At 35.5% G+C, this 22,919-nt stretch carries 21 protein-coding genes; 18 read left to right on the top strand and 3 right to left on the bottom strand.

Going from position 1 to position 22,919, the window contains the following annotated elements; all coding sequences use genetic code 11:
* Positions 1-64 precede the first annotated feature (64 nt).
* The 12 genes from ABC346_RS05050 (at position 65) to ABC346_RS05105 (ending at position 13,924) form a co-directional block, all read left to right on the top strand.
* Positions 65-3,001, top strand: a complete 2,937-nt coding sequence (locus tag ABC346_RS05050) for a type 2 lanthipeptide synthetase LanM family protein (RefSeq protein ID WP_413233828.1) — start codon at positions 65-67, stop codon at positions 2,999-3,001.
* Positions 3,002-3,019: 18 nt separating this feature from the next.
* Positions 3,020-5,173, top strand: a complete 2,154-nt coding sequence (locus ABC346_RS05055) for a peptidase domain-containing ABC transporter (protein ID WP_413233829.1) — start codon at positions 3,020-3,022, stop codon at positions 5,171-5,173.
* Positions 5,174-5,287: 114 nt separating this feature from the next.
* Positions 5,288-5,512: a helix-turn-helix transcriptional regulator gene (locus ABC346_RS05060; protein WP_017798563.1), complete on the top strand. Its 225-nt coding sequence runs from the start codon at positions 5,288-5,290 to the stop codon at positions 5,510-5,512.
* A gap of 4 nt (positions 5,513-5,516) precedes the next feature.
* A complete protein-coding gene (locus tag ABC346_RS05065) occupies positions 5,517-5,810 on the top strand; it encodes a hypothetical protein (protein ID WP_017798562.1) in 294 nt (97 codons plus the stop codon).
* A 25-nt stretch (positions 5,811-5,835) separates the two neighbouring features.
* The gene (locus tag ABC346_RS05070) at positions 5,836-6,009 is read left to right on the top strand and encodes an FbpB family small basic protein (protein ID WP_413236511.1); all 174 of its coding nucleotides are present in this window, start codon (positions 5,836-5,838) and stop codon (positions 6,007-6,009) included.
* Between the two features lie 461 nt (positions 6,010-6,470).
* Entirely contained in the window at positions 6,471-7,379 is a 909-nt protein-coding gene (locus tag ABC346_RS05075; RefSeq protein ID WP_413233830.1) for a dihydrodipicolinate synthase family protein, read from the top strand.
* Positions 7,380-7,471: 92 nt separating this feature from the next.
* Positions 7,472-8,485, top strand: a complete 1,014-nt coding sequence (locus ABC346_RS05080) for a LacI family DNA-binding transcriptional regulator (RefSeq protein WP_413233831.1) — start codon at positions 7,472-7,474, stop codon at positions 8,483-8,485.
* Between the two features lie 12 nt (positions 8,486-8,497).
* Positions 8,498-9,460, top strand: coding sequence for a C-terminal binding protein (locus ABC346_RS05085; protein ID WP_017798558.1), 963 nt, complete (start codon positions 8,498-8,500; stop codon positions 9,458-9,460).
* Between the two features lie 15 nt (positions 9,461-9,475).
* Positions 9,476-10,519, top strand: a complete 1,044-nt coding sequence (locus tag ABC346_RS05090) for a DctP family TRAP transporter solute-binding subunit (protein ID WP_017798557.1) — start codon at positions 9,476-9,478, stop codon at positions 10,517-10,519.
* Entirely contained in the window at positions 10,519-11,022 is a 504-nt protein-coding gene (locus ABC346_RS05095) for a TRAP transporter small permease (RefSeq protein ID WP_017798556.1), read from the top strand. Before ABC346_RS05090 ends, ABC346_RS05095 begins: the two co-directional genes overlap by 1 nt.
* Positions 11,023-11,040: 18 nt before the next feature.
* The gene (locus tag ABC346_RS05100; RefSeq protein WP_017798555.1) at positions 11,041-12,306 is read left to right on the top strand and encodes a TRAP transporter large permease; all 1,266 of its coding nucleotides are present in this window, start codon (positions 11,041-11,043) and stop codon (positions 12,304-12,306) included.
* Between the two features lie 250 nt (positions 12,307-12,556).
* Positions 12,557-13,924: an FAD-dependent oxidoreductase gene (locus tag ABC346_RS05105; RefSeq protein WP_413233832.1), complete on the top strand. Its 1,368-nt coding sequence runs from the start codon at positions 12,557-12,559 to the stop codon at positions 13,922-13,924.
* A gap of 58 nt (positions 13,925-13,982) precedes the next feature.
* Here the strand turns inward: ABC346_RS05105 and ABC346_RS05110 are convergent, their stop codons facing one another.
* Positions 13,983-14,582, bottom strand: a complete 600-nt coding sequence (locus ABC346_RS05110) for a TetR/AcrR family transcriptional regulator (protein WP_413233833.1) — start codon at positions 14,580-14,582, stop codon at positions 13,983-13,985.
* A 185-nt stretch (positions 14,583-14,767) separates the two neighbouring features.
* Here ABC346_RS05110 and ABC346_RS05115 point away from each other — a divergent pair, with 185 nt between their 5' ends.
* Both ABC346_RS05115 and ABC346_RS05120 read left to right on the top strand, forming a co-directional pair.
* A complete protein-coding gene (locus ABC346_RS05115) occupies positions 14,768-15,541 on the top strand; it encodes an SDR family NAD(P)-dependent oxidoreductase (RefSeq protein WP_413233834.1) in 774 nt (257 codons plus the stop codon).
* Between the two features lie 152 nt (positions 15,542-15,693).
* The gene (locus ABC346_RS05120; RefSeq protein WP_026133848.1) at positions 15,694-16,431 is read left to right on the top strand and encodes an SDR family NAD(P)-dependent oxidoreductase; all 738 of its coding nucleotides are present in this window, start codon (positions 15,694-15,696) and stop codon (positions 16,429-16,431) included.
* Positions 16,432-16,520: 89 nt separating this feature from the next.
* On the opposite strand, the gene ABC346_RS05125 is transcribed toward ABC346_RS05120, so the two are convergent.
* Entirely contained in the window at positions 16,521-16,817 is a 297-nt protein-coding gene (locus ABC346_RS05125) for a 2TM domain-containing protein (protein WP_026133847.1), read from the bottom strand.
* A gap of 161 nt (positions 16,818-16,978) precedes the next feature.
* Between ABC346_RS05125 and ABC346_RS05130 the strand changes: the two genes are divergently transcribed.
* The 4 genes from ABC346_RS05130 to ABC346_RS05145 all read left to right on the top strand — a co-directional run bounded on the left by ABC346_RS05130 (position 16,979) and on the right by ABC346_RS05145 (position 21,997).
* Positions 16,979-17,794, top strand: a complete 816-nt coding sequence (locus tag ABC346_RS05130; RefSeq protein WP_413233835.1) for a cytochrome c oxidase assembly protein — start codon at positions 16,979-16,981, stop codon at positions 17,792-17,794.
* A gap of 136 nt (positions 17,795-17,930) precedes the next feature.
* Positions 17,931-20,552 (top strand): DEAD/DEAH box helicase family protein, encoded by a 2,622-nt coding sequence (locus tag ABC346_RS05135; RefSeq protein ID WP_413233836.1) that lies wholly within the window; start codon positions 17,931-17,933, stop codon positions 20,550-20,552.
* Positions 20,553-20,808: 256 nt separating this feature from the next.
* The gene (locus tag ABC346_RS05140; protein WP_413233837.1) at positions 20,809-21,495 is read left to right on the top strand and encodes a YjjG family noncanonical pyrimidine nucleotidase; all 687 of its coding nucleotides are present in this window, start codon (positions 20,809-20,811) and stop codon (positions 21,493-21,495) included.
* 55 nt (positions 21,496-21,550) lie between these two features.
* Positions 21,551-21,997 carry an SgcJ/EcaC family oxidoreductase gene (locus ABC346_RS05145; protein ID WP_017798546.1) on the top strand — a complete coding sequence of 149 codons (447 nt, stop codon included), beginning with the start codon at positions 21,551-21,553 and terminating at the stop codon, positions 21,995-21,997.
* Between the two features lie 134 nt (positions 21,998-22,131).
* Here the strand turns inward: ABC346_RS05145 and ABC346_RS05150 are convergent, their stop codons facing one another.
* On the bottom strand, positions 22,132-22,875 hold the full coding sequence (locus ABC346_RS05150) for an SDR family NAD(P)-dependent oxidoreductase (RefSeq protein WP_413236512.1): 744 nt from the start codon (positions 22,873-22,875) through the stop codon (positions 22,132-22,134).
* Positions 22,876-22,919: the final 44 nt, after the last annotated feature.

Consider the following 22,919-nt stretch of genomic DNA (forward strand, 5'->3'; position numbering starts at 1 on the left):
ACAAATTGCCTTAACTTAAAAGCCTATCAATTTAAAATTGATGGGCTTTCCAGGAGGTTTTAAAATGTCTATTACAATAAATGACTTTGAAAAAGCATTTTATAGTTTTGAGGATAAACAATCTCAACCTGAATGGTTAGAAGTTCTCAAAGATATTACAAAATTAAAATATCATGGTGAATATAATATTAAAATACCCAATCAAGACAGTTTTATATGTACTAATTTCTATAAACCTTTTATAAAATATGCAGTTATTCAAATAGATAAATATTTAGAACAACAAATATACATAGAACGTTTTATTAATACTCATAAATTTAAAGCTAATTTTATTAATGAATTAATGATTGGATTAAGTATCCTTGGAAACAAAACTTTAATTACTGAACTACATGTAGCGGTGGAAGAAGGTTTAATTAAAGGGGAAGATTCAAGAGAAAGGTTTTTTTACTTCAACAAGCATTATATAGACGACTATAATATATTCTTATCGATATTAGAATTATATCCAGTATTAGCGAGGGTGTTGACAGAGAAAGTTATAACCGTTGTCAAAGATACGTTACAGGTCATAAGTAGGTACATGGAAGATTATGATGAAATAAATGAAAAATTTAACTTAAACCGAGCTCAATTACTATATATAGAAGGCGGACAAGGAGATTCACATAATAAGGGACAAAGTGTAAAAACTTTTACATTTGAAACCTCTAAATTAGTATACAAACCAAAGTCTCTTGAGATAGATTATCAGTTTGACAAGTTCATCAATTGGCTAAATTCTCAAGAAATTAAATGCGAGCTTAAAACAGCTACTACAGTGAGTAAAAATGAGTATGGATGGCAAGAATTTGTTACATATGAAGAGTGTACAGAAAAACCTCAAGTTCAAAATTTTTATTATAGACAAGGTGTTTTATTAGCTGTTTTGTATATATTTAAAGGTGTAGATTTCCATTCTGAGAACATAATGGCTTCTGGAGAGTATCCTATACTTATTGATACAGAAACACTATTTAGCAATATTGAGGTATTCAAGGAGAATCTAGACCTTGATCCTATTTCTCTTGAGGTTCAAGATAGTGTTTTATTAAGCTCGATGTTACCTTCATTCAGTGACTGGGATCAAATTTACGATTTTGACTTAAGTGCTTTAGGTGCAAGAGGTGGACAACCTTCTAATAAAATGATTTCTTATGATATTAAAAATAGAGCCCAAGAAAATATGAAGTTAGTAAAACGAAATGCAGTTACTACAGAGAAACAGAATAATCCCAAACTCAATGGTAAATTTTGTTATAGTGAAAATTATAGTAACTTCATTTTGGATGGTTTCGAAGATACGTATAAAGTTTTTCTTTCTAAGAAGCAAGAATTATTAAGACAAGGAGGCGTACTTAATTACTTTAAAGATGTTGTTATAAGACATATTATTCGACCTACTGGTGTTTACTCTAGGTTTTTAGATGCCTCTTCTCATCCCAAGTATTTAAGTGATACTAAGCAGCGTGAACGTTTGTTTGAATTTTTAAGTACTGCTGGAGAAACAATGGAAGGAGCAAATGTCTATATCCCTTCTGAAATAAACGATTTACTTCAAAATGATGTACCTTTTTTTTACTTCAAAGCAGATGACACAAAGTTAATAGATTCTAACTATAAATTAATTAATGGAGCTTTTAAAATATCTGCGCTTGAACGGTCAAAGAATGTAATTATGAGAATTTCTTTAATAGATTTGAAGAGACAGTTGAGATACATTAAGTTATCCTTGAACACTCTAAATTCCATTAAGACAAAACAAGCCATAAATCTAGGATATATCTCAAAACAAAATGTAAGTGATTTAAAAAGCGAGATAAAGAATATTGCGGATTCCATCCTCAATAGAGCAATCCTGCATAATGAGCGCCCGTTTTGGATAACGAATAAGCTTAATGAATCGTCTATTACCTTTTCTACCTTGCAATTAGAATTGTATGACGGATTAACAGGTCTAAGTATCTTTTACGCTGAAGCTGGCAGAGTCTTAAATAATAAGAAATATACAGATATCTCCCAAAAGATATTATCTCTTATTCAGGATAGTGAACAAACATATATGGCAAATACTACTTCAATTTCAGCTTACAATGGAGTAGGAATATTTGTTTATTTATATACTTATCTCGGAAAGTTATGGGGAGATAAAGAACTTCTAAAGAGAGCAGAAGCTGTAACAATAGAAATTTGTAAGCAATTCATACAAGAAAAACAACCACTTAAAAGTGATTTTATTAGTGGATTAGCAGGTTTATTAAAAGTAGTTATTAATTTATATGATAATTACCCTACTAATGGGGTGAAAATATGTTTAGAACATATATATCAAAGGTTGAAAACAAATTGCATACTCCTACTTAAAAATAAATTGGAATCAGATGAAATATACACTGGATTTGCGCACGGGTACTCCGGGATTGCTTACGCTCTTTCAACATATGTTAAATATAGTGATGAAAAGAGTGAGGTTATTGATATAATATTACAATTAATCAGAAAAGAAGATGAATATTTTGTACCTTCAGCAAATAATTGGAAAGATATTAGAAACAACAACAAAGAATTATCTCCTACATTTTGGTGTTATGGACCTCCTGGAATTCTTATAGGAAGGACTAAGCTGCAGATTGAATTACCTTACCTAAGTAATCAAGACTTAAAGATAGAAGAGGCTTTACATGGGACACTGCATGTGCCGGAATATAATAATCATAGTATATGTCATGGTTTATTTGGTAACTTATTGATATTAAAAGAGTTTCATTCTTTAAGAGAAAACCATATAGTTGCTCATAAAATAGGAGAGTTAAGAAAAGGTATGGAATCCTCATTTATCAATGCTTCTTATGATGAAGCAGAATTGCTTGGTCTATTTCTAGGAGAAGCAGGATTTGGATATGGGATGTTGAAACTATATGATAATAGAGTACCCTCTATTCTTACTCTAGATATATAGAAAGAAAGAGGTGGGAATGTGTTTAAAAAAAGAACACCATTTATTGAACAAATGCAACAAACGGAATGTGGATTATGTTGCTTAGCAATGGTATCTGGATATTATAATGGTAATTACACTTTAAATGAACTGCGCGAATTTAATGAGGCGGGTCGTGATGGCTTAGACCTTCTGAATTTACGGAACTTAGGTAGAGATTTGGGCTTCGATACAAAAGTACTTAAAACCAATACATGTAATCAATCTGAATTAAATCATATTCAGCTACCTGCCATAGTCTTTTTTGACAATAATCACTTTGTTGTCTTAGAGAAAGTTAAAAAAGGTATGTATCATATTATTGATCCAGGGTTTGGAAGAAAAAAATTAGAATATAGTGAGTTTAAATCTAAATACAAAAATATAATTATGGAATTAAAACCTAATTCTTCATTTAAGGAAAGAAAAAAGACAGCTGTCTGGATGGATTATCTTAAACAACTAAAAGAGAAACCATATTTAGTAATGTGGATATTGTTGGCCGCATTAGTATTACAACTAAGCATGTTAATTGTGCCCATACTAATACAATATTTAATTGATAATATTTTAATTCAGGGTGACCAAAATCTTCTCTTTTGGTTTATGACTGGGATTATATCTTTATTAGTTATTCAAGGTGGTTTCCAATATCTTCGTGGGCATTTAGTTATAAAACTTAATACATTCCTTGATAAGAGTCTTATGAGCAAGTTTTTTTCACATATTTTAAAATTACCATTTAAATATTTTCAGACAAGATCTTTTGGGGATATTTTATATAGAGCTTCTAGTTTAAGAATAATTAGAGATATGATGTCCTCTCAACTAGTATTAGGTACACTAAATATAGGTTCTATTATATTTATTTTAATATATATGACTATTAAATCGCCCATTTTGGCTGTAGCGGTATTTGGTTTAGCTATGATCAGCGTTATTTTCACTATAATGCACAGTTTAAAGTTAAAAGAAAAAAATGCAGAAGAAATATCTATGAATGCACAATTACAAGGATATCAAACGGAAATACTTTATGGAATTTCAAGTGTGAAAGTATCTGGTATAGAGAAGGAAGTATATTCTAACTGGGATGAATTTCTTAATAAACAAATACGAGCTTATCGACTAAAGGAAATCTTCTTAAACTATATAACTTCTGTTACGAGCATGATGCAGACGGTGTTTCCTCTTATCATTCTTTGGCTAGGATCGTATCAAGTTTTTAGCGGTGCATTAACAATTGGAGAATTGGTAGCATTTCATTCATTATGTGGAACTTTTTTCTCAAGCAGCAACTCTTTAATTCAAACATACAATTCAATTAATGTAACAACAGGTTACTTAATTAGGGTAAATGATGTTTTGAAATCCAAAAAAGAACAAGAGGGTGACCGTCAAATACAGTTAAATGGAGGAGTAGAATTACAAAATGTTTCTTTTAAGTATGAACAACATGGCGAAGATATATTAAGAAATATTAATCTAAAAATAAATCCAGGTGATAAAATCGCTATAATAGGTAAGTCTGGTGCTGGTAAAAGCACACTTGCATCTATAATTCTAGGGTTATACCAACCTAGTGAAGGCGATGTATATTTTGATAATATACACTTAAATCAATTAAAGCTAAATGAATTACGTAAACAAATTGGTGTAGTTCCTCAAAATGTTTCTTTATTTAATCAAACGATTAAAGAAAATATAACATTTGGAAATCAGAATGTAACTGATGAAGGGTTGATTAATTCAATTAAAATGGCAAACATTGAAGAGGATATTAGTAATATGCCTATGGGTGTAAATACTATGGTGTCCGAAATGGGTATGAATTTATCTGGCGGGCAGAGACAAAGAGTAGCTTTAGCGAGAGCATTAGTAAATAAACCTTCAATAATGTTATTAGATGAGGCAACCAGTTCCTTAGATCATCATAATGAAAAGAAGATAGACGATTATTTAAAAGGCTTAAATTGTACAAGAGTAATTATCACACATAATTTTTCTTCGATAGTGGATGCGAATAATATTATTGAAGTCAAAGACGGGAAAATAATAAATCAAGGTAACCATGAGGAAATGTTATTATTATCTGATTTCTACAATAGTTTTCATTCTCGAAGTAAAAAAGATTATCATATGGCAGCAACTTAAAAACAAAACACACTTTATGTCAAAAATACTTTACATAAAGTGTGTTTTGTTTTACAATAAGTATAATTTAATATACTATTTGTTCAATTTATTTTACATTAGGGGAGGATGTTAATGTCGAATAATTCACCACACATCCGTAATAAAATACATGTATTGAGAGCTGAAAAGAGAATGACTCAACAAGCGTTAGCTAAAGAAGTAGGGGCAAGTAGGCAAACAATCATTGCAATTGAAAAAGAACGATATACGCCATCATTATTATTAGCCTTTCAAATTGCACATGTCTTTGATGTTAGTATTACAGAAGTATTTGAATTTCAACTTGGGGAGGATTGAGTACATGGAAATACTTCAAGCATTGTTTAATGGTCTGGTAGCTATTTCATTGATTGGATTTCTATTGTTTATCTTAAGTATGAAAAACCAAGGGAATGATGAAAGAACAATTTTTCTTTCACAAAAAGTATTCAAAAGTATGTATACAGTTTTATTGTTAGGAATAGTAATAATATTCCTTTTTAATACTTGGTCTGAAATATCTTATCAAGTATTTAAAATGAGTATAAGCATAGTAATATCCTTAAACCTGTTATTAGGTGTCGGATATTGGTTTTATTTAATTAAAAGATATTAAGTCTGGTGGTTATATTGTATTGGAGGTGTTTATAATCCTTAACCATTCGAGAAGAAAACATCTAAGCATCGAGGAACTCATAAAGATTAATTTAGTCGAAGTCACTACTGATAAAGAAACACTTCAAAAAATTGAAGATAGAATTGATAGAAGGCATAAAGTGAATATAGAAAATAAATCTAAAAATACGCAAAGGTAGTAGACGCCATAATGGAGAAATGGTAGTAGTTTTACCTATTGGTGTTTAGAATTAATAATCAAAACCGATTTTCTATCTAATTAGAAAATCGGTTTTTGTGTTTAAATCTCAAACTTTACGGGACTTTAGAAAGAAACTCTTTTATTTCTTCTAAGTTTGACGCCGCGGAATGGTTTGTATACTTTTTTCTCGTTTTCACGTTTTTTTTCCTGCCTTTGTAAGGAGTTATTTCAATATATATATCTAACATCTGTGTAATTGTATTTTACATTCTTTTATAAAAAAATAGGGTTGCAATATGAAACCGCTACCTTTATACTTATTGTACAATAAAACGTTTTACTATTACTTTCAAAATATAACTTAAATTATAGTTAAAACAAACTCTTTATATGTATATATTAAGGATTTATTTAGATACCAAAATAATAAAACGTTTTACTAAAAAGAGGAGGGTTTACATGAAACGATTATATGGAGTAACAACAGCTATGGTTACCCCTTTTAAAGCATCTGGAGAGGTAGATCATAACCAGCTCCAACAATTAACTAACTTCTTGATTGAGAAGGGTGTTAACTGCCTATACCCGCTTGGTACGACTGGGGAAATGTTTAAATTATCTATAGATGAACGTAAAGCGGTTGCAGAAACAGTAGTAAAAGAAGCAAACGGTCGCGTGACGGTATTTGTACATGTCGGTGCTATGAATTCTGAAGAAACAATTGAACTAGCAAAGCATGCTGTTTCCATTAAAGCAGATGGAATTGGTGTGGTTACCCCAGCGTTTTTTAGCACAAATGAACGTGAGTTATACCACTACTTTAAAGCGGTATCTGAAAGCATTCCTGCTGATTTTCCAATGTATGTATATAATATACCGCAATGCTCAGCGAATGATTTACCAGTATCTGTCGTGGAAGAACTTGCATCTGATTTTGTCAATATCATTGGTGTGAAGTATAGCTTTCCAGATTTCCACCGTGTTGCAGAGTATACTGCAATAAATGATGCTGATTTTTCTGTTGTCCCAGGTGCGGATAAGCTATTCCTGCCAGCACTTGCCCTTGGTTGTGATGGCGTCGTTTCAGGTGTATCTAGTGTCTATCCAGAGCCATTTGTTGCTATCTATAACGCTTATTTGGAAAAAGATTTGGAGAAAGCGCAACGTCTTCAGCGTTTTGCTGCGAAATATTGCGAAGTACTACGTGGCGGTGCCAACCTGTCTGTTTTCAAGGAAGCGTTAAATTATCGTGGATTGGATGTTGGAGATGTAAGAGGTCCACAGCTTAAAATAACGGATGCTGAGATTACCAATTTATATAAGCAATTAGACGTACTTACAGAAGAAGGCAAAGAATTACTTGCATAGTAGGCATAACTATCCAACTCTGGTAAACTAGAGAGCGATAATAAATCGCTTTAAGGCGTTATAGATAAACGTTTTACGAAAGGGTTGGGTACATGAAACGAACTACTATAAAGGATGTTGCAAAATATGCTGGTGTTTCCATTGCGACGGTTTCTAAAGTAATTAATAAGAAAGGATATGTCAGTCAAGCAACACGTGAGAAAGTGCAGCATTCTATATCTATCCTAAAATACCAGGTAAATGCTAATGCTCAGAGTTTAAAAGCGTTAAAGACAAAGAAGGTTGCGGTCCTTGTCTCTGATATTTCTAATATGTATCTGATGTCTATTGCTAAAAGAGTGGAGGAAACCATTCGTGCAATTGATTATCATATGATTTTAATGAGTCATAATGATAATCCAGAGACAGAGGCTGAATTATTTCAAATTGTATTACAACAACAAGTTGATGCGATGGTATTAATTCCAACGGGTGCTAACAAGGACATAGTAGAGCGCATGATGGCAAGTGGGATCCACGTAATCGCAGTCGATCGTCGTGTAAATAATGTGGAGACCGACTATGTTGCTGATGATAATTTCACTGGATCTTATGAGTCTATTAAGTATTTACAACGTAATGGCCATTCGAGAATAGGAGTACTGTATGGGCATACGTCTAACACTATTGGAGCTGAGCGTTACCATGGTGCGGTGGAAGCGTTAAAGGAGGAAGGGAATTATGATGAACGGCTTGTGCTACAGGCAAACTTCCGAGAAGAAGAGGCTTATTTAAAAACAATGGATCTCTTGTCACTACCCACCCCTCCAACCGCCATATACAGTTGTAATAACACCATGACACTTGGATTACTACAGGCTGTAAAGGAACGAAACATGAAGCTGCCAGAGGATTTATCCATTATTGCATTTGGAGATCAGGCGCAATGGAAATTATTTACACCAACTATAACGTTAATGACACAGCAGGCACGCCAAATTGGTCTTGAAGCCTCCATGATGTTAAAAAACCGTTTATTAATTGAAGAATCATATCCAATTCGAGAGCGTATCATTAACCCTGTTCTCCATGTAGGGGAAACCGTAACTATGATAAACAAAACGTAAGGAGAGGTAACTATGAAAGTGGTTGTAACCGATATCACGTTTAAGGATTATGAAATAGAGCGTAAGATTTTTGAAGAAATGGGAGTTGAGTTTGTAGTAGCAGACTGTAAATCGACCGCGGATCTTGTCGAAGTTGCGCACGATGCTGATGCATTATTAAATGCTGCTTTCCAATTAACAGAAGAGCGTATAAAACTATTACCGAATGTAAAAGTGATTTGTCGTTATGGGATTGGTGTGGACACAATTGATGTAAAAGCCGCAACGGAGAGAGGTATCTATGTGGCAAATGTACAAGACTACTGCCATGATGAAGTAGCGGACCATGCTTTATCTCTCATCTTAACAATGGGTCGAAAAATCATACCTTTGCATGAAGGGTTGAAGAAGAATGTTCGCTCAACTGTATTTGACCAAACCCCAATTCGTCGTATTAAAACACAAACAGTCGGACTTATTAGCTTTGGAAATATTGCTCGAAATTTAGCTCGGAAATTAAAAGCAATTGGGTATAACGTGATTGCGTTTGATCCATATTGCACGGAGGAAATTGCTAAGGAGTATGGTGTGGAATTGTTACCGCTAGAGGCATTAATGAAGCGCTCTGATGTTATAAGTGTGCATGCACCACTGACCAAGTCTACTCGTCATCTCATTAATGCTGAGATGCTTTCATTAGTAAGAAAAGACGCTTTTATTGTGAATACTGGTAGAGGTCCAGTGATTGATCAAACAGCATTAATTGAAGCGCTTCAGAATAAGACCATTGCGGGGGCAGCGTTAGATGTATTTGAAGTAGAGCCACTTAGTGCAGACAGTCCCCTTTTGGATATGGAACAAGTTATTGTTACGCCACATGCAGCTTTTTATTCTGATGAATCATCGGCAGAAATGAAGCAAAAAGCAGCAGAAAATATAAAATTGGTGCTTGATGGTGATGTACCGCGTTACTTAATCAATAAAGAAATTCTATAAGAGGGTGATCTTTCTATGAGAAAAGTAATTATGTTATTTTCACTTGTTATCCTTTCTTTGGTAGCAGCATGTTCTACCCAGCAATCACAGGGTGAAGAGTCATATGTTATTCGTGTTGGCGGTGGAACAAGTAGTCCAGAGCATTCTCTTTCCAGAACTTGGGCGTTCTTTGAAGAGCGCCTAGAGGAGGAGTCGGACGGCAGGTTTGAGGTTGAATTGTTTATTAATGGGGAGCTTGGTGGGGATCGTGCTTTAACTGAGGCTGTACAGTTTGGAGCAATCGAATTGACTGCACCTTCCACTGGAGCCGTAACCGGTTTTAATAAAACCTTTAATATATTTGACTTGCCATTTTTATTCTCAACTCGAGAACAGACCTATGATATTTTAGATGGAGAGAATGGTCAACAAGTATTGGCTACATTAGATGATAATAATTTGAAAGGATTAACCTTTTTTGAAAACGGTTTCCGTAATCTGACAAATAGTACAAGACCAATTGAGGCATTAGAAGATGTGGAAGATCTGTCTATACGTACCATGGAAAATAGTATGCATATTGATGCATGGAGAAGTGTTGGCGCAAATCCTACGCCAATGTCCTTTGAAGAATTATATACCGCGCTACAACAAGGTACTATAAACGGACAAGAAAATCCGATGGGCTTGATGAATATTAGTCGGTTTTATGAAGTACAGGATTATTTAACGTTAACAAACCACATTTACAGTCCATATGTTGTCATTATGAACAAACCATTTTATGATGAGTTGCCAAGTGACCTACAAAATGTCTTAAACGAAGTGATACAAGAAGCAAAAACTTACAATCGTGAACTTGCAACACAAGAGGATGTCGATGCACTTGAAAGCCTTAAGGAAAACGGAATGGAAGTTACTGAGCTTGATCAAGAAGAATTGAATCGATTCCAAGAGCAAATGAGACCAATTTATGAGCAATACCGTGATGTAATTGGAGAAGATGTCTATGAATCCTTTCTTGAAGCGGTCAATTCCTATTCTGAAAATGAAGCCAATGAGAAAGGCGATGATAAATAGTGAAACGTTTTACTAAATTAATAGACGAGCATTTGGAAGAATGGATCCTTTTTATACTATTTGTTACAGCAGTATTTTCTATAGGATTGCAAGTGTTTATGCGCTTTGTTCTAGATAGTTCTTTATCTTGGTCTGAAGAGCTTGCTCGTTATACTTTCATCTGGCTGATTTATATTGCGGTGCCATATGGGATTAAAAAGCAACGGCATATTACTCTGGATGTTATTTATGAAGTTGTACCAAATCGTATAAAGAGATACATGGATATTGTAGCTGAAATTCTGGTCGCATGTTTTGCGATATTACTATTGTACTACGGTTCTATTGTAGTATCGATGATTTCGCAGTTTGGTCAGCTTAGTCCTGCACTTGGTTTAAATATGGTCATTGTGTATGCTGCCGCGCCTGTAGGTATGTTTTTAACTGTTATTCGTGCGGTTCAAAATGTTATCCATCACGTACGCGGTTGGCAAGGTACAGAGGGACAAAACGGACTATTTTAATTAAGGAGGAGAAAAACAATGGTTGCATTAGTGCTCTTTGCCGCCTTTATTATATTTATGTTAATGCGCGTGCCGATCGGTATTTCAATTGGACTGGCATGTTTGGTAGCAATTTTTACAAGTGGGACAATCTCTCCACTATTCTTAGCACAAAACTTAATCACCTCCACGGATTCTTTCCCGCTTATGGCAGTTCCTTTCTTTATTTTAGCGGGAGAAATTATGGCCCAAGGTGGTATATCAAGAAGGTTGTTTAATTTTGCTCGGATATTTGTAGGAAATATTACAGGTGGGCTAGGAATTGCAGTTGTACTAACAAGTATGTTCTTTGCTGCCATTTCTGGCTCGGGTCCCGCAACGGTTGCTGCTATTGGCGGGATGGCTATCCCGATGTTAGTAGCTGAAGGATATGATAAAAAATTTGTTACTGCTCTCGTTGCATGTGCGGGTACACTTGGTGTTATTATTCCGCCAAGTATTCCAATGGTGATCTATGGTGTATCATCTGGAGCGTCTATTGGAGATTTGTTTTTAGCCGGTATAGTGCCTGGAATTGTAATGGGGTTAGCTTTAGCTGTTTATGCATATTTCTATGCGAAGGTAAAAGGTTATGAACGTGACCAAACAAAGTTTACTGGGAAGCTACTTTTTAGTAGAGTGAGAGAAGCATTCTGGAGCTTACTTATTCCTGTCATTATATTGGGCGGTATTTATGGTGGTATTTTTACGCCGACGGAGGCAGCTGTAGTAGCCGTAGTATACGGGTTAATAGTTGCCACATGTATATATCGAGAATTGCCACTTTCCAAGATTTATAGCGTATTTATTAAATCCGCACTTACCACAGGTGTCATTCTAATTATTACTGGTACAGCCACTACATTTGGTCGTATTCTTGCACTAGAAAGAATTCCAGAAATGATTGCCAATGGAATTACGGGTATTTCGGAAAATCCTATTATTTTATTGTTAATTATTAATCTATTTTTATTATTTATCGGAATGTTTATGGACACATTGGCAGCTATTATTATTCTAACGCCAATTCTTTTCCCGATCGCTGTAGAAATTGGAGTAGATCCAATACATTTCGGTATTATACTTGTCGTTAACTTAGCAATTGGTTTTATTACGCCGCCTCTCGGAGGGATTTTGTTTGTGGCCACAGGTATTTCAGGTCTATCTATATCAAAAATCTCGAAAGCTGTGATTCCTATGTTTTTAATACTAGTTGCAGTCTTACTCGTAATCACATTTGTGCCAGAAATATTAGTGTTCGGATGATGTTATTAATCCCTTTTTGAAATTTATAAGACCAGCTTTTTATAAATAAATGTAAAGAGCTGGTTTTATATTTTTAAACTACGTATCTAAAGGAATTATTATGAGGAGTACAAAAATTTGCTCAATAATTCACATTTATTATTGTGAAATAGTGAACAAGTTGTTATACTAAGAATATGAATCCTTAAAAAAGGAATTCACCTTATTTTGTGAAATACTGAACATAACATAAATTGGAGGGTGTTTCGTAATGAAAGTAGCAGTAATTGGATGTACTCACGCTGGAACAACAGCGATTAAAAATATAGTAGACCTTTACCCTGAAGCAGAGGTTGATGTATTCGAAAGAAATGATAATGTTTCCTTTCTATCTTGTGGAATCGCGCTTTCTGTAGGCGGTGTGGTAGACAATCCAGAGGATCTCTTTTATGCTTCTGTCCCACAATTTGAAAGTCTAGGCGTACGCATGCATATGAATCATGATGTGATTGCTTGTGACGTCACTAATAAGCAACTCCAAGCAAAAGATCTCAAAACAGATACACTTAAAAACTATTCCTACGATAAATTGATTATCGCATCGGGTTCATGGCCAATAACGCCACCAATCCCTGGCGCAGATTTAGACAATGTGTTGTTATGTAAGAATTATGACCATGCAAAAGAGATTATTAAACGTTCTGCATCTGCACGAAATGTTGTTGTCGTCGGCGCGGGTTACATTGGTGTGGAACTGGTCGAAGCTTTTGAAGAAAACGGTAAAAATGTAACATTAATCGATAGTGAAGATCGAATTTTGAATCGTTATTTGGATGATATCTTTACCGAACCTGTGGAAGCGAGCTTTGAACAGCGCGGTGTACAATTGGCACTCGGCCAGACGGTATCCAAATTTGAAGGAGAAGGAACGGTTGAAAAATTGATTACAGACAAGGGTGAATATGACGTAGACTTAGTGGTGATGTGTATTGGATTTAGACCAAATATAGCCCTGTTTAACGATCAATTAGACATGTTAGGTAATGGTGCAATCGTGGTGGATGCATATATGCAAACCAGTGCAAAGGATGTCTATGCGGCGGGCGATTGCTGTGCTATTTATAACAATGCGACCAAACAGTCTGCCTATATCCCATTATCAACCAATGCAGTAAGAATGGGGACGGTAGTTGCGCATAACCTGGTGCGACCGGTGATGGCCCATCCTGGAACGCAAGGCACGTCCGGATTGAAACTCTATCATCATAACATTGCGTCAACTGGATTAACAGAAAATGCTGCGAACCTTGGAGGATTAACGGTGTCTAGTGTTGTCTATAAAGATGATTATCGACCAGCGTTTATGCCAGAAAACGCCGAGATTCAATTAAAACTTGTCTATGAGGTGAAGACACATCGCATCGTTGGTGCGCAAGTGATTTCCGATGCTGACTTCACGCAGGCAATCAACACAATTAGTGTCGGTATAGCCAATAACATGACGATTGAGCAATTAGCATTGACCGATTTCTTTTTCCAGCCACATTACAATAAACCAGTAAATTACCTGAATGAAGTGGCACTAAAAGCAATGGCGAATGAAGCTGGCAAAACGCAAAAACAATCCGTTCTTTCCTAAAGGATCGTAACTAGCCACAAGAAGTGTGCATTAAAATAACCGCGTTTTCTGCACGCTTCTAATGCTTTCCTATATATTTCACCGAGGCCATATGGGTTTGAGCTAACATGATGACTTCTTTAATTAATTCTTCTTGCGGTGTCTGGAAGCCGGTATGAATCCAATGGGCTAATAGACCAAAAAAGCCATACGCTGTGTAACGTTTAAAGTAATCCATATTAACTGGCAGATCATTAATCGTTTTAAATTCAAACTTCTCCTGATACATTTTAAGTATGATCTGCGGGAACCGGGTATGCAGTTTTGGAATGGTATCTACATAATTGATTAAATCATAGAACTCCCGATTATTATAAATCGATGAGATGATATGAAACGAACCTTGTTTTAATAGATCAGTATTAAATTCTCGCTTTAATTTGTATGGTTTCTCAAAAGATTCCTCTAATAACGTGAAATTGGTGCACAGCAGATCCTCGGCTAATTCAAATTTATCTCTATAATGGATATAGAACGTACTTCGATTATACTTCGCATACTGCACAATATCTTTTACAGAAACAGAGTGAAAACCCTTTTCCTTCGTTAAGGTAATCAGAGCCTGTTGAAAGTGCATTTTTGTCCGATCTTTTCTTGGGGTAGATTTATTGGTTTGCATTCACTCCATCTCCTTATATACCAAAAAATTTAAGTTTACTAGACAATTATACCTAATATGTCTATTAAATACACAATAAGTGTTTTATTGGTGGTTGAACCCACTTTTCATCGTATTATAATAAATTTGTAAACACTTTCAAATTCAATGGATTGTCACATTTATTATAATAGGGGGAAGAAAACATGAGTAATTTTCAAGATAAAGTAATTATTGTTACAGGTGCAGCAGGTGGTATCGGGAAGGAAGTCGTACGAAAAGTAGCTAAAGCTCAAGCGAAAGTTGTCTTAGTTGATTTAAATGAAGACGCAATCAAATCCGTACAATCAGAGCTTGGTTTAACAGAAGAGAATAGCCTAGTTGTAAAAGCGGATGTTTCTAATGAAGAAAATGTTAAAAATTATGTGGATCAAACCATTGCTAAATTTGGTCGCATTGATGGTTTTGTCAATAATGCTGGCGTGGAAGGTCCAGCTAAATCAATTGAAGAAATTACAGAAAAAGAATTCGATTTCGTTTATGGCATTAACGTGAAAGGCGTACTTTTCGGTCTGAAATACGTATTACCAGTAATGAAAGAACAAAAAGCTGGATCAATCGTCAACACTTCATCCGTAGCTGGTTTAATTGGTTCACCAAGCATGGCACTATACAACTCATCGAAACACGCTGTTATGGGTATGAATAAAGTTGCGGCTTTAGAATCAGCAGCATTTAACGTGCGTGTAAACACGGTAAACCCAGGTGTGATTAATACACAAATGATGCGTAATATTGAATCAAATGTAGCACCAGGATCTGCGGATCAAGCACAAACAGCCTATAACGATGCGGTTCCAATGAAGCGTTACGGAGAACCTGAAGAAGTAGCTAACGTCATTGCATTTTTACTTTCTGATGAAGCGGCTTACGTAAGCTCATCGTCATATACAGTAGATGGTGCTTTATTCAACGTGTGATGAACAAATAACAAACATAGAAGCGGTTCATTAAGGAGTTCGAGGTGAATATTTACTCACTGAAAACGCAGGAATATTGAGTCGTTGGTGCATTATGATGAATGAAATAAAAAAAATACGGAGAACCTAAAAATAAAAAATCGGAGGAATTTATGATGAAATTACAAGATAAAGTGGCCGTTATTACTGGTGGGGTATCTGGAATTGGTGCTGCAACAGCAAAATTATTCGCTTCAGAAGGTGCGAAATTAGTACTTGTAGATATGAATGAAGAAAAAGGCGCTAGCATAGAAGCAGAATTAAAATCACAGGGATCAGAAGCTATTTTTATCAAAGCAGATGTGACAAGTGAAGAAGAAGTGAAAAGCATCTTTACGACAGCATTAGATACTTATGGAAAAGTAGATATTCTATTCAATAACGCTGGAATTGGTGCAGTAAAACCAACCGAAGAACTAAGCTATGCAGAATGGAGAAAAACGGTAGAAGTGGACTTAGATGGCGTATTCTTAGTTGCACAAGGCGCAATTAAAGAATTCTTGAAAGCAGGAAGTGGAGTTATTGTAAATACAGCTTCTATGTATGGTTGGGTTGGATCACCAGGAAGTGCGGCATATAACGCAGCAAAAGCAGGTGTGGTTAACTTAACACGTTCACTTGGTTTGGAATATGCAACACGTAATATCCGTGTAAACGCACTTTGCCCAGGATTTATTGATACAGCAATCCTCGGTGATTCGGATAGAGAAGCTCTAACAACTGCTACTCCGATGAATCGTTTAGGTAAACCAGAAGAAATGGCAAAAGCAGTACTGTTCATGGCTAGTGATGATTCTTCCTTCATGACTGGAAATAGTCTAGTTATTGATGGTGGATATACAGCGCAATAATAGTGAATAAGGAACCCATTTTGACATATGTGCAGAATGGGTTTTTTTACTGTATGGGATACTTTCTAGGTAAAAAAAGGCTCAAAAACCTAATCATCACTAGTGTCCTTATCCATATATTCTTTAATTTTTCTCTCTTCCCAGTTTGGGCCAAATATTCCAAACGAGGATATGGTAATACCATGGGCAACTAAACCAATCCCCCAACCAATAAGTGGATATACAAACCACCAATGGCCAGCTTGTTCATAGTTCAATACATTGATGACGATAAACATGGAATTAATAAGGATAAAAACAATTAAATGAATATAAAATGCTTTAAGCTCTTCCACTTTCTTTTTCGCTCTTACATACTTGTTATCTTCCACTTTTTTCACCTCCATTCTTTATAAACATATGCCTCTGATGGAAAGTAAATAATTTAACAAGTGTAATTTTTCAATTGTCCAACTTTTGAAAATATGATTTTTTTCTTCATTATAACATGTAATTCGTTGTTATAAATCACATGTTATATCAATAATTATAAAAAGGGTATATTTACATGATGAAAAATCAGAAGAGAGGGATGTTTATATTTTATGATATATTCGTTGGAGAGCTACTATCGTGGAATGTTCTATTATTGATTGTCATTATTCTGATTGCTTTCCTTTATGCCCTATCCATCACTTATCTAACCGACATAAAAGTGTATCATCGACAACCTATTTTTTTCTTGCTTAGTTTAAGCTTGTTCTACGTAACCGTGGGCAGTCCATTTACAACGATTAGTCACCTTTCCTTTAGCTTACATATGATTCAAATGAGCATTTTATATTTTATAGTTCCTCCATTACTTATATCAGGGATTCCAACGGCTTTATGGCAAAGGGTATGGAAGTTGTCAAAGTCAGTTAAAGGAAGCAAATGGTTGTCCACTTCCAAGGCCTCATTAATTCTGTTTTCTGTGTTATTTTTTATGTATCACTTGCCGGTTGTGTTAACGTTTCTTTCAAACAATCCCGTTGCTCATCAAGCAATGATATATTTACTTTTACTATTGGCTGTTTTAATGTGGTGGCCATTGGTTTCACCTGATTCGAGACATTTGCTTTATGGGGATCAAAAGAGGACATATGTATCTTTAAGCGGAATCCTCTTAATGCCGGCTTGTCTATTATTTATATTCAGCGCGATCATAGATGGAATAAATAACCCCTTCCTAACACAATTAACTGCTCATCTCTGTATACCTTCTCAATCGTTATCCGTACACATACTCCCCCCACCGTTTCATACAAGGTATGATCAAGGGATGGCGGGTGTTTTTATGTTGGGGATTCATAAGATAGTGTTAATGGTTTTAAAGAGACAATAGGCTGAGTACTATGACATAGAACGGATTGATTGGTATGAAAGTTTTTACTGATTCGTATATAATTGTACTAGTTATATTTCAACTATTTTAACGATTAAAAAATTGTACTTTTGAAGGTATGTAAGGAGACAGTTGTATGGGAAAGTTTCCATCAGATATTCAATTTAAATATCCATGGAGATCGTATCAACAAAAAGTGATCGATGATATGGACAACTTTTTGGATAAACGACATTTGCATTTAGTAGCACCACCCGGTTCAGGGAAAACAGTAATTGGTCTTGAGATGATGCTGCGATTTAATCAAGCAACGCTTATACTAGCGCCAACGATTGCTATACGTAATCAGTGGATACATAGATTTATAGAATTATTTTATCAAAAAAAAGAGAAGCTGGATTGGCTTACAACAGATTTAGAGAATCCGAGGCTTGTGACGGTATCCACATATCAAGGATTTCATCAATGGATGACAAAGGAAAAGGATGTATCAAAGGCATTATTGGCTAAACAAATAAAAACGCTTGTGCTCGACGAAGCCCATCACCTACGTACGGCCTGGTGGAAATCTACCATGCGTTTTAAAAATCAATTGTCCGATCCGGCCATTGTAGCACTTACCGCTACACCGCCTTACGATGTAACGATGCAAGAATGGGGTAGGTATATAGAGCTTTGCGGTGAAATTGATGCGGAGATTAGTATTGCAGAGCTTGTTCGAGAATCAGAGTTAGCGCCTTTTCAAGATTATGTTTGGATGTCTAATCCGATGAATACAGAAAAGGAAAAGATCAATCGATTTCGCCGACAAGTTAATGAATATCAGGAACAAATACGGTTGAATAGTTCATTTATTGAAATCATCGAGTCACATCCATATATCACTGAATCCTCTATACATACGGAAGAGATTTTATCTGAACCGACCTATTTTGTAAGTATGCTTATTTTTTTAAAGGAAGCAGGAAGTGGTGCGTGGGTAGAGCCAGTTAAATTAACTGGAGCAAAGACAAAAAAATTACCGGAATTAAATCTAGAGTGGCTAGAGATACTACTTAGCAAACTGTTATATAAAGAAACAATCGTTGACATTAAACAACCTGTGCTGGAAGAACAGCGGAAGCAGTTGAAGCGGTTAGGGGCGATTGAACGACAGAAAGTTTTCCTTACTTCCAATAAGCGATTAAATCGAATGCTTGTTCAAAGTCCGTCTAAATTAAATAGTATTGAAGAAATTGTTCGGGTGGAAGCTACTGCGTTGAAGGAACAATTACGGATGGTTATTTTAACGGATTATATTAGAAAAGAAGATTTACCCACACAGGTCGGAGATGAAAAGGAATTGAGCAGGTTAGGAGCGGTTCCTATTTTTGAGAGGCTGCGTAGGGAAGGGTTAGAAATTCCCGTAGGAGTAGTAACTGGCTCACTTTCAATTATTCCAAAAGAAGCACTTATCGAGGTAAATAAACTAGAAGATAAATGGAATATAGATGTAAATAGAAAGGAACTTCCTCATGATCCACGGTTTGTGGAAATCAGCCTGAATTCTACATCGAAACATCGAATGGTCCAATTGATGACCATATTGTTTGAACAAGGACATATCAAAGTGCTGATTGGTACAACGGCATTATTAGGTGAAGGGTGGGATGCTCCTTTTATCAATTCGTTGATACTAGCGTCATATGTAGGATCGTTTATGCTATCCAATCAAATGCGAGGAAGAGCAATTCGTGTGGAAAAAGGAAACCCAACAAAGACTGCAAATATTTGGCATCTCGTTTGCCTCGATTCTACACGTTTTGATGGAGGAGAAGATTACTTATCATTAACAAGAAGATTCGAAGCATTGATTGGTTTAGGCCATACTAAAGGTGTTATCCAATCAGGAACAAATCGGCTAGACTTAGCTGAACCACCTTTCGGAAAGCTGGATATCGATACGGAAAATAAGAAAATGATAAATCGTTCAAGTGAGCGGAATAGGTTATTTCAGAGGTGGAAGGAAGCGGTAGAAGTAGACGGCAAGTTGAAAGAAAAGCTACGTACAGATAAAAGTGTAGTAAAGGTGCCAACTATGTTTGTATTTGGAAATACCATGAAGGGTTTAATGGTCTCTATTGTAGCTACAATTTCTTTTTATGTATTATTCATGCTGATACTATCAGATGGTAATGAAGTAGTTACGGGTAGTACCAAATCAATATTCATATTTGTGACCAGTTTTATTATAATTGGTATTATGCTTGCTTCACGTAATATTTGGAAATTATTAAAGATTACTTATAAAAATATAAGTGTAGAGAAAAGCTTGGGACAGATAGGAGAAGTAATTTATCACTCCTTATATGAAGCTGGTTTGGCTGAAACTAATCCAAAAGGTGTTACGATAAAGACAGATGAATTTAGTGCAAACCTATTTTGTTGGGTAGAGGATTGTACAATATATGACCAGAATATATATCTACATTCATTGTTAGAAGTGTGTGATCCTATTCAGAATCCACGATACATCATTCGAAGAGAAGCAAAAGCGCTATTTCGTACGAAGATAGATTATCACGCTGTTCCTTCTGAATTAGCAAAGAAAAAAGAAACTGCCGAGATATTCTTAAAGCATTGGGTAAAACGTCTAGGAAAAGCAGAGCTGATTTATACGAGAACAACAGAAGGCAGAAGAGTACTCCTAGAAGCAAGAACAGATGCGATGTCATCCGAATTTGTTTCGAAGTCACAACAATTATCCGTGTGGGAGTAGTCATGACTAGATGTTATTGCTAAATTATAGGATATGAAAGTACGTAGAAGCTGATTTGATTATAGGTACATATCATCCGTGCTATAATGTGAAATAATAAAGAGCACACATGTGGTTATTGAGTAGTCGCATCAAACTATATTCTGGCAAGACGGTTAGGAATCCTAGGAAATTAATCACTCGCATACCACTATAGTGCATGAGGGATTATTTATATGGTTATTATAACGTATAGTCAAGAAATGGAGAGGTAATTTTGCAAAAGTACAAGACATTATTATTCGACGTAGATGATACATTATTGGATTTTGGAGCAGCAGAAAGGGAAGCGTTACGCTTGCTTTTCGAAGAGCAAAACATACCTTTAACCGCTGAAATCAAAACACAATATAAAGAAATAAATCAAGGCCTCTGGAGCTCTTTTGAAGAAGGGAAATTAACTCGTGATGAAGTTGTAAATACGCGTTTTTCACTTTTGTTTAAAGAGTATGATCGAGAAGTGGATGGGGTGTTACTGGAAAAGAAATATCGCAGCTACTTAGAGGAAGGAAAACAGCTTGTTGATGGAGCCCTTGAACTGATAACAGACTTACAGCCTCAATATGAGTTATATATCGTGACGAACGGTGTTTCAAAGACGCAATATAAACGCTTGGGCGCTTCGGGACTGCATCCATTATTTAGAGATATTTTTGTTTCAGAGGACACGGGCTTTCAAAAGCCAATGAAAGAGTATTTTGATTACGTATTTACGCGAATTCCTAATTTTGATGTGAACCAAGCATTGATTATCGGAGATTCTTTAACTGCGGATATTAAAGGTGGACAACTAGCCGGACTTGATACATGTTGGTTAAACCCGGATAAGAAAGCCAATAACACAGACATCGTTCCAACCTATGAAATTCAAACACTCAAGGAACTTTATGGTATTTTGAAATAAATAGGTTACGAATTTAAGATAGTATTGCAAGGATCCTGATAGAGGAGGTATGAATATGAATGATTCATTCAATCAAGAAGTCCAAAATCTTTATCAAACACTAATAGACGCGTGGAATAAACGCGATGCTGAAGGAATGGCTAGTCTCTTTACAGCACAAGGAGTACAAATTGGATTTGATGGAAGTAAGCTAGTAGGGAAGAAAGATATATTATCGCACCTTGTACCAATTTTTGAAAACCATCCTACCCCTCCTTTTGTTACTAAAGTAAAAAATATACGGATTCTAGGGAACGATACTGCAATTTTACACGCTATTGCAGGGATGATCCCTCCTGGCAAAAAAGAGATTGATCCATCGGTAAATGCGCACCAAACGCTAGTTGCGGTGAAGAAGGATGATGAATGGCAGATTGAGCTCTTTCAAAATACGCCAGCTCAGTTTCATGGTAGACCAGAGTTAGTAGAGGAAATGACCAAAGAGTTAATGGAAATAGTTTAGTAATTTAATTTAAAAGACACAGGTAACCAAGACTGGAATACCGAACATAGATAAAAAAGAATCCCTCACACACGGCTAATTTTTATGACGGATTCTTTTATTATCAGAAACGATTCTAAATCTAATCGTTCTATTTATATCGCCGTATACCCGCCATCTACGTAAACGGTTGTACCGGTAACGAAGTCATTTTCTGCCAAAAAGACAACTGCATGTGCAATCTCTTCAGGATTGCCAAGACGACCAATCGGATGCTTGGCTATAAGACCATCATAGAAGTCGCCTAATTTTTCTTTATTGACTAGGCCTGATTTAATAAATCCGGGCGCGACGGCATTTACACGGATATTGCGATCTGCATATTCCAATGCAACGGATTTGGTAATTTGATTGACTGCGCCTTTACTTGCTGTGTAAGGAATCGATGTTGGCTCACCGACTGTACCTAAAATAGAGGAAGTATTAATAATCACACCGCCATTTGTCTTTATCATTTCGCGAAGTGCATATTTAATGCCATAAAATACACCATCTTGGTTTACCGCAATAACCTTTTTGTAATCTTCATCGGTTAGTTCGTGTGTCGGCTTTTGAATGCCAATTCCAGCATTGTTGAAGATGATATCTAATTGGCCAAATGAATCCACGGTTGTTTTCACAAGGTTTTCTACAGATTGTTCATCTCCTACATCAGTGCGAACGAATAACACGTTTTCATATGTTTCTTTAAATTGCTCTTCGACACCTTTACCAGACTCTTCATTGTAATCGGCGATGACGACTTTCGCCCCTTTTTTTAAGAATGCCTTTACGGTTGCTAGGCCAATCCCTGAAGCACCGCCTGTAATGATGGCCACTTTATTTTGTAAATTTGTCATAACTACATCCCTCCAGATGTTCAAAATGTGAATCACTTCTAAAA

Origin of the sequence: Oceanobacillus phoenicis (genome assembly GCF_047238145.1) — a bacterium.
In the GTDB taxonomy this organism is placed as follows: Bacteria; Bacillota; Bacilli; order Bacillales; family Amphibacillaceae; genus Oceanobacillus.